Annotated in this window: 10 protein-coding genes; 2 read left to right on the top strand and 8 right to left on the bottom strand. The window is 38.4% G+C overall.

From position 1 onward, the window contains the following. Positions 1-4: 4 nt before the first annotated feature. The 5 genes from AXA65_RS20230 to AXA65_RS13810 all read right to left on the bottom strand — a co-directional run bounded on the left by AXA65_RS20230 (position 5) and on the right by AXA65_RS13810 (position 5,140). Positions 5-346 carry an FMN-binding negative transcriptional regulator gene (locus AXA65_RS20230; RefSeq protein WP_228391685.1) on the bottom strand — a complete coding sequence of 114 codons (342 nt, stop codon included), beginning with the start codon at positions 344-346 and terminating at the stop codon, positions 5-7. Between the two features lie 18 nt (positions 347-364). Beyond that, complete coding sequence (gene ruvB, locus AXA65_RS13825; protein ID WP_063970683.1) at positions 365-1,387, bottom strand: Holliday junction branch migration DNA helicase RuvB; 1,023 nt, start codon at positions 1,385-1,387, stop codon at positions 365-367. 95 nt (positions 1,388-1,482) lie between these two features. Then, positions 1,483-3,099, bottom strand: a complete 1,617-nt coding sequence (locus AXA65_RS13820) for an LIC_10190 family membrane protein (protein WP_063970682.1) — start codon at positions 3,097-3,099, stop codon at positions 1,483-1,485. Positions 3,100-3,158: 59 nt separating this feature from the next. Continuing rightward, positions 3,159-3,710 carry a YMGG-like glycine zipper-containing protein gene (locus AXA65_RS13815; protein WP_063970681.1) on the bottom strand — a complete coding sequence of 184 codons (552 nt, stop codon included), beginning with the start codon at positions 3,708-3,710 and terminating at the stop codon, positions 3,159-3,161. A gap of 143 nt (positions 3,711-3,853) precedes the next feature. Next, on the bottom strand, positions 3,854-5,140 hold the full coding sequence (locus AXA65_RS13810; RefSeq protein ID WP_063970680.1) for an adenylosuccinate synthase: 1,287 nt from the start codon (positions 5,138-5,140) through the stop codon (positions 3,854-3,856). A gap of 526 nt (positions 5,141-5,666) precedes the next feature. Here AXA65_RS13810 and asnB point away from each other — a divergent pair. Beyond that, positions 5,667-7,328 (top strand): asparagine synthase B, encoded by a 1,662-nt coding sequence (gene asnB, locus AXA65_RS13805; protein WP_063970679.1) that lies wholly within the window; start codon positions 5,667-5,669, stop codon positions 7,326-7,328. Positions 7,329-7,719: 391 nt separating this feature from the next. Beyond that, positions 7,720-8,454: a hypothetical protein gene (locus tag AXA65_RS13800; RefSeq protein ID WP_063970678.1), complete on the top strand. Its 735-nt coding sequence runs from the start codon at positions 7,720-7,722 to the stop codon at positions 8,452-8,454. A 224-nt stretch (positions 8,455-8,678) separates the two neighbouring features. Here the strand turns inward: AXA65_RS13800 and AXA65_RS13795 are convergent, their stop codons facing one another. The 3 genes from AXA65_RS13795 to AXA65_RS13785 are packed head-to-tail and all read right to left on the bottom strand — an operon-like array spanning position 8,679 to position 12,192. Further along, on the bottom strand, positions 8,679-9,143 hold the full coding sequence (locus AXA65_RS13795) for a hypothetical protein (protein WP_063970677.1): 465 nt from the start codon (positions 9,141-9,143) through the stop codon (positions 8,679-8,681). A gap of 2 nt (positions 9,144-9,145) precedes the next feature. Further along, positions 9,146-9,526: a RidA family protein gene (locus AXA65_RS13790; protein ID WP_063970676.1), complete on the bottom strand. Its 381-nt coding sequence runs from the start codon at positions 9,524-9,526 to the stop codon at positions 9,146-9,148. Between the two features lie 44 nt (positions 9,527-9,570). After that, on the bottom strand, positions 9,571-12,192 hold the full coding sequence (locus tag AXA65_RS13785; protein ID WP_063970675.1) for a putative LPS assembly protein LptD: 2,622 nt from the start codon (positions 12,190-12,192) through the stop codon (positions 9,571-9,573). Positions 12,193-12,199: the final 7 nt, after the last annotated feature.

The raw sequence follows: 12,199 nt of genomic DNA, 5'->3' as shown, positions 1-12,199 counted from the left end.
ACAACTACTCATCATTCATCAATTTCACTTTTCCACGAATTTGAACAGCCTCATAGTTCCAGGTTGAAACATTTGTTTTCTCGTACCAAGACGACGAAATGTAAGAATGTGCGCCTAGAAAATCACACAAAACGTCATCGCCATCTTTCAAAACCTTCGCTTGAAAATTAGCTTTGGAAATATGCGTTTCTAGATAAAAGTTATCATCAGTTTCATTCAATATAAACATAGCATGAGTTGCCGACAGTTTTTCTTTGTCAGAAATCAAAAGCGCAAAAGCATTTTCACTGATGATCTTCTTCATCAATTCCTGGTCTTCGGATCTATATACTTTTGGGATGAACATATTACTTTGAGTAAAAGATTAAAACAACTCACCTGGACTTTTCGGTCTCGAAATTCCTAAATGTTTGTAAGCCTTATCCGTCACTTCTCGACCTCTCGGCGTTCTGATGATAAAACCTTCCTGAATTAAAAACGGTTCATAAACTTCTTCCAAAGTTTCAGGATTTTCGCCGATAGAAGTTGCCAAAGCTGAAATTCCAACTGGTTTCCCACGGAAATTCTCGATCATCACGCGCATGATTTTGTTATCCATATCATCCAAACCGAATTCGTCAACATTGAGGGAATTCAAAGCGAACTTGGTGATTCCGATCTCGATTTCTCCGTTTCCTTTGATCTCTGCAAAATCACGTACTCTTCTCAAAAGTGCATTCGCAATCCTGGGTGTTCCACGGCTTCTTCTTGCAATTTCCAGAGCGGCGTCTTCATATATTTTTATTCCTAAAACCCTTGCGCTTCTTTCGATGATCATTCCAAGAAGTTCGATCGTGTAATATTCCAGTCGGCTTTGAATTCCGAATCTTGCGAGCATCGGTTTGGTCAACATTCCAGAACGTGTGGTTGCACCAACCAAGGTAAAAGGATTGAGTCCAATTTGCACAGAACGAGCATTTGGTCCTGTTTCCAGCATGATGTCGATCTTGTAATCTTCCATCGCCGAATACAAATATTCCTCGACAATCGGAGAAAGACGGTGGATCTCATCAATGAAAAGCACGTCATTTTCCTCAAGATTGGTCAATAATCCAGCTAAACTTCCGGGCTTATCCAAAACAGGACCTGATGTGATCTTGCAACCAACACCCAACTCATTCGCAATGATATTGGCCAAAGTCGTCTTTCCCAAACCTGGCGGACCGTGTAAAAGAACGTGATCCAACGCGCCACCACGATTCTTGGCAGCAGCAACGAAAACTTCCAGATTGTCAAGGGTTTTCCTTTGTCCGGCAAAATCATTGAAACTCTGCGGACGGATCTTTTCTTCCTGAATCAAATCGTCATTGGAATAATTCTCCTTATCGGGATGTAAAAAATCGGGCATTATGGTCAATTAATAATTAAAAATGAAGAATTAAAAATGAAGAATTAAAACTTTAAAATTGAGCTTCAAAGTTCACAGTCAAAGATAGAGAAATTTTAAGGGAGTTTTGGTTTGAGTTTTTCGGTTTCGGAGATGATATTTTTCAATTGTATCTTTTCTGAAGCAGTTAGTTTTTTCTGAAAAATTCCATTTTTAAAATCCTTTTTAAAGTATTGGGGAAATATTCCGTAATAGTCATAAAGCTTCAGATCATAAATGCTGAGCGCTGGAAAATGAACTTTATCACTAGGATCTTTGGACGCATTGAAGTTGAAATTCCCGATCTTGAATTCTTGATTGCTACTAATTGATCTTAATTCATTTGGCTTGTAAAATTGAGACCATTTGAAAGCTGACATTCGTTTCCCCATATCAAATTGTTGAACAAAACCCGGAAATGTAAAAACTACCGCAATGAAAATAGAGAGAAATACAGCGGTAAAAACAGCTTTCTGTTCGGAAAAATTCTTGATCAGTAAAAATAGGGCAATCAAATAAACATCAATAAAAAATCGATATTGCGCAGAAAACGAAATGATAAAAACTGTTTTTATCAATAAACAAATTAATAACAAATAGTAAAATCTATCTTTCTTCGTAAATGCAAAAAATGCTATTACCACAAGTGAAATTAGAACGGCAATATTTAAAATCGATTTATAACCAATTGTAAACCAATGATAAATCCGGTCAATGAAATTAAATTCGATAACCTGTTGATAGGCATATTTCATATCGTAGGATTTCATCATCCCAATTTGAGAGGAGTAGGTCAGCATTTCTGGACGTGGCTTCCAAGGTAAATTGAAATCGAAAAATGAAACTGGAAAAACTGGAAATCCAAATAGCCAAAGATTTTTTAGTATCAATAAAATACCAAAAATGGAAACTGGAATAATGACTTTAAAATTAAATTCCTTCTGACGAAAATTATTTAAAATCACAAAAAGCGGTAACCAGAAAACAATCGGTTTGATGCACACTGCAAATAGCGATAAATAAATTATAATTGAGTTTCCTCTGTTGTTGACCAATTCATTAATGATAATCAAAGTGATGATCAGTATCGGCAGATCTGGACTTGGCTGCTGAACGAACAATAGAAATATGGGAATGAAAATCAATAAAAAGTATGGTTTCCTTTCATAGATGTAGATCAGAAATAAAACCAGTAAGTAAGAATTGATCTTCAAAAACGGGTCAATAAAATGCGAAAATCCAGCCTGATAAATATGCCAGAATGACGTTTGTCCCAACAACAGGTCAAGATTTGAAATCCCTTTTACAAAACCAACTTCGTTCAGATAAGAGATTGTTGGGACATAATAACCGTAATGATCGAATAGATAAGGTGAAAACGAAGCCGAAAAAATGACAATTAATAAAAAGAAATAAAACCAAAAATCAAATTTAAAATTGAACTGTGATAATTTTTCATGAATTAAAAACCAGCCCATTCCAGCCAATCCAATAATGATGAAAAGAATTTCCAAGAGAGAACTCAGCGGAAAGAAAAATGCGACAATCGTCTCCAAAAGTGTAATACCGATGATCCCTAAAAATGAGACCAAGACAAAACTTGGAGACTCAATTTTAAGCAAATTCCTGATGATAATTCCGTTCCCGAAATTCACAGCAAGCAACATCAAAATGGTGAAGAAAATTGAAAGCATAAAAAAAGATTGCCTAAAAATAAGCAATCTTTCGTGTTTAAAATATATATGAAGAAAATTTACTTCTGAACTCGACCAGTTTTTCTGTCATTGGCTCTACCAATGGTATAACCTGTTGCACCACCGGCAACACCACCAATTACCGCACCAAGACCAGGATTTTTTCTGGAAATAATGGCACCAGCCGCTGCGCCACCTACAGTACCGATCACAGTACCTTTAGCAGCACTACTCCAACCTTTCTTCTGCGTTGCAGTAGTTCCTGTAGAACTAGAACCGGAATTAGAAGCTGTAGAGCCTGAAGATGAGCTTCCACCACCAGAACTACCGGAAGATGAACTTCTTCTAGGCGTGGATTTTCTTGCCACTCTGTTTGCTTCTGCTTTTCTATCTGCCTCTTTTTCCTCTTCTATTTTATTAAGACTATCTTTTTGTTTCTCAAAAGATATTTTTTCTTTTTCTATCGCTAATTTTTGTTTTTCAAGATCGATCTGTCTCGCTTGATAGTCCAATTTTTGTTGTTCAAGAGATGCAGTTTGTATCTTTTCGTCCTTGTTACAAGATGTCAAAAGAAATGTTGCTGCGAATAGTGTTAAAAATAACTTTTTCATAATCATTCATTTTTTCACAAACGTGAATTATTGAATTAGTCTTTTCAATTATTATTCCAAAAAACAAAATCCTTGTTAAAGTTTGTTAAACAAAAAAAGCTTTCCCGTAATGAGAAAGCTTTGTGAATATGATTTTCAACTTCTTAGAAAAGTTCTTTTCTGATAATGTTTTGCGAACGTTCAGGTCCTACTGAAACCAAATAAACGTTGATCCCCAAATGCTCCTCGATAAACTCGATATATTTTTTTGCATTAGTAGGAAGTTCGTCGTAAGTTCTGGCGTTGGTAATATCCTCATCCCAACCTTCTAATTCCACATATTGAGGTTCGTAATCGTAAAGTTTAGTCGTAGAAGAAGTGAAATAATCGATGATCTTTCCGTCTTCCGTTTTATATTGTGTAGCAATTTTCAGAGGGGAAATCCCTGACAAAACATCCAACTTCGTGATCACCAAATTATTAATTCCATTGATCATCGTAGCATGTTTCAATGAAACCAGATCCAACCAGCCTGTTCTTCTTGGTCTTCCTGTAGTTGCACCGAATTCGAATCCAATCTGACGGATCTTCTCTCCCAAATCATTGTTCAATTCTGTAGGGAAAGGTCCTTCTCCAACTCTCGTTGTGTAAGCTTTTGCCACACCGATCAGATTTTGAAGACTTGTTGGCGGCACTCCCGCTCCGGAACAAACACCACCAGTTGTAGGTGAAGAAGAGGTTACGTAAGGATATGTTCCAAAATCGATGTCTAGCATTGCAGCCTGTGCGCCTTCAAATAATATATTTTTTCCGTCGTGGATAGCCTGGTTCAGCTCCAATTCGGTATCTACAATTCTATCTTTTAATTGCTCTCCTAAAGCTAAGAATTCATTATAGATCTCATCAAACTCTAAAGTTGGTTTTTCAAAATATTTTTCGAAAAGAGAATTTTTTATTTTTAGATTTTTTCTAATTTTCTCCGCTAACACTTCCGGATTCAGAAGATCGATCATTCTAATACCAACTCTCGCAATTTTATCTTCATAGCAAGGTCCAATTCCTTTTTTGGTCGTACCAATATGGGTTCCTTCTTGTTCCTCTTCTCTGTAAGTATCCAGCAAAATGTGGTAAGGCATGATCACGTGTGCTCTTCTGCTGATGAAAACGTGATCGGTTTTAAGGCCTTTGGCCTCGATCTGTCCAATTTCCTTTAGAAAAGCTTTAGGGTTTACTACCACACCATTGGCAATGATACATTTCCCTTTGCATTGCAGAACACCGGAAGGCAAAAGATGCAAGACGAATTTCTCATCGCCTACATAAACCGTGTGACCAGCGTTGTCGCCACCTTGGAAACGAACAACATAATCAGATTTTGCCGATAGAACATCCGTTATCTTTCCTTTTCCTTCGTCCCCGTACTGAAGACCTACAACTACGTAAGTTGACATATTTTTTACTTTTTTTAGATTATTGACAAAGTTAAATCTTAAATATCGGCTGGCAAAATCGATTGCACAAAAAACCCTCTTACTAATGAAAATAAGAGGGCAAAAACACAAATGATGAAAAAAATTATAAATGCATTTTGAAGTAATTGCTCACTTCACATTTACAATACAATTTTCGGTGCAAAAATCGTACATTTTTTATAAATTATCCTAATAAAAAGCAAACTTTATTTTATTGAATTGAATATTTATCGAAATCAATGTAAAACATTTAAAAATATAATCCATTTTTTTTTAATTATTTAAAGTATTATAAACATTTATTTAAAAAATTCATATTAACCATCGACTTGTATAAAAAATAAAGAAGAAACATTCTTTTTGATTAAAAAAAAGAAAATATTAAACCAATTAAAACCAATATAATTGTTTATTTCAATTTAAATGTAATAATTATTTCATTTTCGAATTAACAACTATACTTTTGTAATATAATTTTAATCAAAATCATAAAACAAATAAAATAATGTGTGGAATTGTATGTGTGTTTGACACCAAACAAAAGAACGAAACGATAAGACCTCAGATCCTGGAAATGTCAAAAAAAATAAGACACCGCGGTCCGGACTGGTCAGGAATCTACCAACACGACAACGTGATCTTCTCCCACGAGAGATTGGCCATCGTTGACCCAACATCTGGGAAACAACCACTATTCACCAAAGATGGAAAAGTTGCATTAGCGGTTAACGGAGAAATATACAATCACCAGGAGCTAAGATCAGAATTTCCTGACTATGAATTCTTAACCCAATCTGATTGTGAAGTAATCCTTGCTTTATACAGAAGAGACGGGAAAAATTTCCTTGAAAAACTAAACGGAATTTTCGCTTTCGCTTTATATGATGAAGAAAATGATGCTTACCTCATCGGTAGAGATCATATGGGAATCGTTCCACTTTATATGGGCTGGGACAAAAACGGCAGTTTCTACGTGGCTTCTGAACTGAAATCCCTCGAAGGTGTTTGCAACAAGATCGAAGAATTTTTACCAGGACATTTTCTATACAGCAAAGACGGGCAGGAGTTGCAGCAGTGGTACAAAAGAGACTGGACAGATTTCGATCATGTAAAAGATAATGCGACCGATATTGCAGCCATCAGAAAAGGTTTGGAAGAAGCAGTTCACAGACAATTAATGAGTGACGTGCCTTATGGTGTTCTACTTTCAGGCGGCCTGGACTCTTCTATCATCGCAGCGGTGACCGCAAAATATGCCAGACAGAGAATCGAAAGTGGCGATACGCAGGAAGCTTGGTATCCAAGACTGCACAGTTTCGCGGTTGGATTGGAAGGTTCACCCGATCTGGCAGCTGCTAGAAAAGCAGCGGATCATATTGGTTCAGTTCACCACGAAATCAAATATACAGTTCAGGAAGGTCTGGACGCCATCAAAGATGTGATCTACCATTTGGAAACATATGACGTAACCACGATCAGAGCATCCACGCCAATGTATCTTTTGGCAAGAGTCATCAAATCGATGGGAATCAAAATGGTATTATCAGGTGAAGGTTCTGACGAATTGTTCGGCGGTTACCTTTATTTCCACAAAGCGCCATCTGCACAAGCTTTCCACGAAGAAACAGTAAGAAAACTTGGCAAACTTCACCTTTACGATTGTCTTAGAGCCAACAAATCTCTAATGGCTTGGGGAATCGAAGGCCGAGTTCCTTTCCTTGACAAAGAATTCATGGACATAGCAATGACCATCAATCCGAAAGATAAAATGATCACACCGGAAAGAATGGAGAAATGGGTTCTTAGAAAAGCGTTCGAAGACCTGTTGCCGGAAAGTATTGCCTGGAGACAGAAAGAGCAGTTCAGTGATGGTGTGGGTTACTCTTGGATTGATACTTTGAAGCAAGTAGCCGAAGATGAAGTGACAGACGAAATGATGGCAAACGCCAAATTCAGATTCCCGATCAATGTACCAATGAGCAAAGAAGAATACCGATACAGAACCATCTTCGAAAGTCACTTCTCAAGCGATTCTGCAGCAAGTTGTGTTCCTTCTGTTCCATCTGTAGCTTGTTCTACGCCAGTTGCATTAGAATGGGATGAAGCTTTCAAAAACGCCAACGACCCAAGCGGAAGAGCTGTGAAAGTGCACGAGACTGCTTACTAGGAATTTATTAAACCAACTATAAAGAAAACCACAAGTCTAGGCTTGTGGTTTTTTGTATTCGTTTTTGAATTTTAATTTCTTCACATTAAAAATTACTAATTTCAAATTGAGTCGCTATCGCAATATTATAGATTTTTACGGATATAAGTGTTCGAATTCTTTCAGTTTAAAAACTTCTTCAATAGCCGGTCTGGGATCAATTAAAAATAGCCTACGTACCAAAGCTCGCAATGCCCATAAACAGTAAAAAAAGAACACACAACAACATAATCCACTGAACTTCGCAACAATACACGAAAATATTTTCGCCTTTCTGTTTTCTCATATCAATATTTATTTTAATTTTATCTTATTAATGAAATTCAATTTTTAATCAAAAACATCAAAACAAATGAGCACAAACACATCCACCTCAGAAGTAGGCCACGCAAAAAACATTGCAAACCTCAATTTGCTAAACACCCACATCCTCGCATTAGGAAACCTTTATAACCCTGCCAACTCAGCTATTCTCCTTACCAATCTTCAGCAAAAATACAACGATGCATTCACCCAACAGGAAGATGTAAACAATCTACTCCCACCATATTCTCAGGCAGTCAACGAGCGGCAAGCCATCTTCAAGCCCCTCAATCGCGACCTCACAAAACTCCGCAAAGCATACAAAGTCACAGAAGGCGTTACCACCGCACAGCTGGAAGATCTCATGACCATCATACGCAAAATCAAAGGAGTCAGAAAAACAGACATCGTAGATTCAACAGATCCAGACAGCAACCAGACAAACTACTCCGTATCACAGATGAGCTACGATCAGCGAACCAATAATATGGAAACACTCATAGCACACCTGCAAAACACACCCAACTACAACCCCAACGAAACAGAATACAAGATCAAAACCTACGAAGACAAAAAAGTACAGATGCTCGCAACAACACAAGCCGTCGCAGATACTTACGTACCACTCAACAATGCCCGAAGCATCAGAAACAACACAATATATAACGCATCAGACAACCTTGTAGACCTTGCCAATACAGCCAAAGACTACATCTTCACAATCCTGGATTCAGACTCGGCACAATACAGAACAGTCGCAAAAATAAAATTCAAAAAAAGATAAAACAACAAGGCATTGTCCCAACTCAACAAAGCTTAGTCCAAACCCAACAAGGCAATGTCTCAATAAAACAAGCCTTAGCCCAAGTCAGATAAAACAATGTCCAAACCCAACAAGACAATGCCTCAACAAAACAAAGAGCAGTCTCAATAGAACAAGACAATGTCAAAATCCAGAAAAGGCTAGTCTCAAAAAAATAAACATTAGGACAACTAAAAACCACAAGCCTAGACTTGTGGTTTCTTATTTTTTAATTGTAATTGCTTTTCTCGTTTTTTCCGTCTTTCGTAGATGACCTCTGTGATCTTTCCGCCGATCCAGGAGAAGGGGAAGAAGATGAGGAATATCGATATCTTGTAGAAGACCGGATGGTAAGGATAGATGATAATGTCCAGCATCGCAATGAACAGCATGATGAAACCGATCAGGATCGCATAGGCCACCTTGGCATACTTCACAATGATCGCAGTGACCACACCTCCGAATGTAACGCCCAATCCGCCAAAGAAAAGAAGTGCGATAAAAAAGGAATCTTTGTGCTGGACGGACCTGAGCAAAGCTTCCCAGTGGTCAAAGGGTGCAAATTGTTTGTAGGTCACCCACGTGGAGTCTATCTTTATCCCTAATGTGATAATGAGAGCTGCGACCGCCAATCCGGCCAAAACACCTATGGTATTCCTACAGAAATTCATGTTTAATCTTTGAAGGCGATCATAGAGATCTCTACGTCCACATTTTTTGGAAGACAAGATACCTGAACGGTTTCTCTCGCAGGGTAGATCTCGTTTTCAAAATAAGAAGCATAGATCTCATTCACCCCAGCAAAGTCGTCCATACTTTTCAGGAAGATAGAAGCTTTTACGGCATTGCTGAAATCCATATCTGCAGCCTTCAAAATGGCTTTCAGGTTTTTCATCACCTGATGTGTTTCTTTATCAATGCCTTCTACCAATTTTCCATTTTCCGGATCTACAGGGATCTGACCTGATATATATAGTGTTCCATTAACCAATGTTGCCTGAGAATAAGGCCCTATCGCAGCCGGAGCCTCTGATGTATGAATGATCTTCTTCATTTTATTATTAATTTTTAAAAAACTATACAAATTTACTTTAAATCCTAAAAAGAACTGTTCGGCTGCGTGAAACTTCTTTCTTTATACTTCACCGCATCTTTCAGGATATTGGCTTTGATCCCGATGAAGAAATCATAGACTTTATATTGTCCAAATGGCACCCAGTTGAATGTGATCGTAAAACTACGCTGATCTCTGGCAAATCCAAGGCGGGTGTATCCCAACTCCTTTTTCTCGATATCGTAATTTGTACTTCCGTTGATATTCCAGTATGGCGTCAGCTTGATGCTACCGTCCAATCCAAGGGTAGCTGTTTTAGTCGGCAATCTGGAGAGCGTTTTCGTGTAAGCATAATTGGCGTTCACGTTCAGGGTCCAAGTTGGTGTGTAGTGGGAATAATTGTCATCATCGAAGAAATAATTCTCGTTCCGGATCTCGCCTTTTTTCTTATACTCTTTCGAGAGTTCTTCTTTCTTTCCAAAAATGGCCTCGCTCATCGGATAAGACAACTGAAGGTTGAAACCTTGAAGACTGAAATGTCCGAAGTCCTCTGTTCTCACCCCTGTGCTGCTTCCTTCCGCAAATTCTATTCTGTACGGCTCCAAGGTAAGACTCGTGTTGACATTCAGTTTATTATTAAAGAAAGACGACTGCCCATTGACTGTGAAGACAGACCATTTGTATTTTTCTGCTGCGAAGTTGTAACCTCCCGAGACATTCAGGTTTTCAAAGATCTTTACTTTTTTCACCCCTGTCGAATCGCTTTTGGATCTCACCTTCATCTCCAGATTATTGTTGATATTGAATCCCACACTTTGAGTAAGACCGGATGATGGTGCTCCGTATATCCCATTGTCAAAGATAGAATACGGCGTCATCTCGCCTCTGGCATTAGAATAGTCCTTGAAATAACCCCAACTTCTCTCCCCAAAATCAGGTGCGTATGTAAAACTGAAACTAGGTGTCACCATGTGGCGTATCGCAACAATAGGAGACGTTTTGCTGAAGTTTTTCTGTCCGTAGAGAACGGTCTGCAAACTCGCACTTGTGGAGAAAGTGGTGTATCCTGCAACTCCTTTTTTAAAATTATCCTCTACCAGGTTTGTAAGCGGGTTATAACTTCTTTCCAGTGTTTTTGTTGTAAGTACGTTATCTGCGTTGGCAGCCAAGGTAAAAGTGAAATATTTGGCCAGCGTTGTATTGGTTGATAGTGAGATATTATTTTTGGCACCCGTTTTCAGATTGTCCCACATCCCTTTTTTGAAAAGCTGATCCTCTGTGGTGGTCACATAATTACTTAAGGCCAATCCAGTATTGACATTGATATTCTCCAGCAATCCAGTCCTCACCCCGGTTTTTGGTTTGAAAAGATAGAATTGATTGATTGCCACCGTCATATCGGGCAAACGAAGATCCGTAAGTCCAGTTGCAAAATTCTGAGAGTAGGCCATACTCGCACTGATGGTCACAGGAAGTTCCAGAAAACGCTTGGTAACATTCACCCTAGAGGTTTGCTGTGTGTTCAGGACATTCTGGTTGAAGATGTAATTGTTGTTGACGGTATTGTCATAAAACTTGGTACTTACAATATCCACACTCGCATTGAACGTAAAATAAGGATTGGCCTTAGAATCCTGAGAATGTCGCCAGGCAATCCTAAACGTTTTGTTTCTAGAATAGTCGTCCAGTCCCTTGATCCCACGAACCGTGTAACCATAATCGGCCGCAAAATTTCCGGAATATCTGTATTTTTTGAGGTAATTAAGCTCAGGTTTCAAGTTCCAGCTACCCTTCGTATAAAGGTCTGCCAATATCTTGAGATCAAAATGGTCGCCGATCGGCTGATAGTAGCCCAATCCATTCAGAAAAAACCCAACATCCTGGCGTTCCCCAAAACTCGGGATAAGGATTCCCGCAGACCGCTTATCTGAGAATGGAAGTATAGCAAATGGCATTACCAAGGGCGTTGGCACCTGCTCTATGTACATCTGTATCGGCCCGGTGATGATCTGTGCATTATCTTTTGTTTTCAGAAGTTTGATCATCCTGGCGGACATATGATAATCTGCAAGGGAATCTTTTTTCTTCAGAAAATATTCATCTGTTGTATACATGGCCCTGCTCATCACAAAGACAGAATCATTGTATTTCTTTGTCTTCTGGGCTACAATGACACCTTCGCTCTCCTCCGTTCTTGCATTGAAGGCGATAGCCTGCTTGGTCTTGATGTTGTAGATAACCTCGCTGTATTCGAATTGTTTACCGCCTTGTGTGGCAACAGCAGGTTTTATGATCTTTCCTTTCTCATCTTGCTCACCTCTTGCATAGATCTTACCAGTTTCCCATTCGAATCTGATATAATCTGCATCGATCTGCATATCCTGATAGATGATCTGTGCGTTTTTGGTAAGCGTAGTCTGCTTGTTGGAAATAGAGGAACTGTTCCTGTATTCCGCCTTCATCTTTACGACATCATCCAATTGTTCTTTTGGGATGATGGTGTCTTTCTTTACGTTTAATGAATCTTTACCTATATTTAATGAATCTTGAACACCACTTTTTTGATCAATATTTTGAGGCACAGTTTGTGCTAAAATATTGTTAAAAATTAGGATATTTAAAATTAGTAATATACTTTTGAAAATACTTCGAGCCAATGCAGTCATTCTGAAA

It is taken from the genome of Chryseobacterium sp. FP211-J200 (assembly GCF_001643375.1).
GTDB classification, from domain to species: Bacteria; Bacteroidota; Bacteroidia; order Flavobacteriales; family Weeksellaceae; genus Epilithonimonas; species Epilithonimonas ginsengisoli.
Note: the sequence above shows the minus strand (reverse complement) of the source record. Positions and strands in the feature narration are given on the sequence as shown.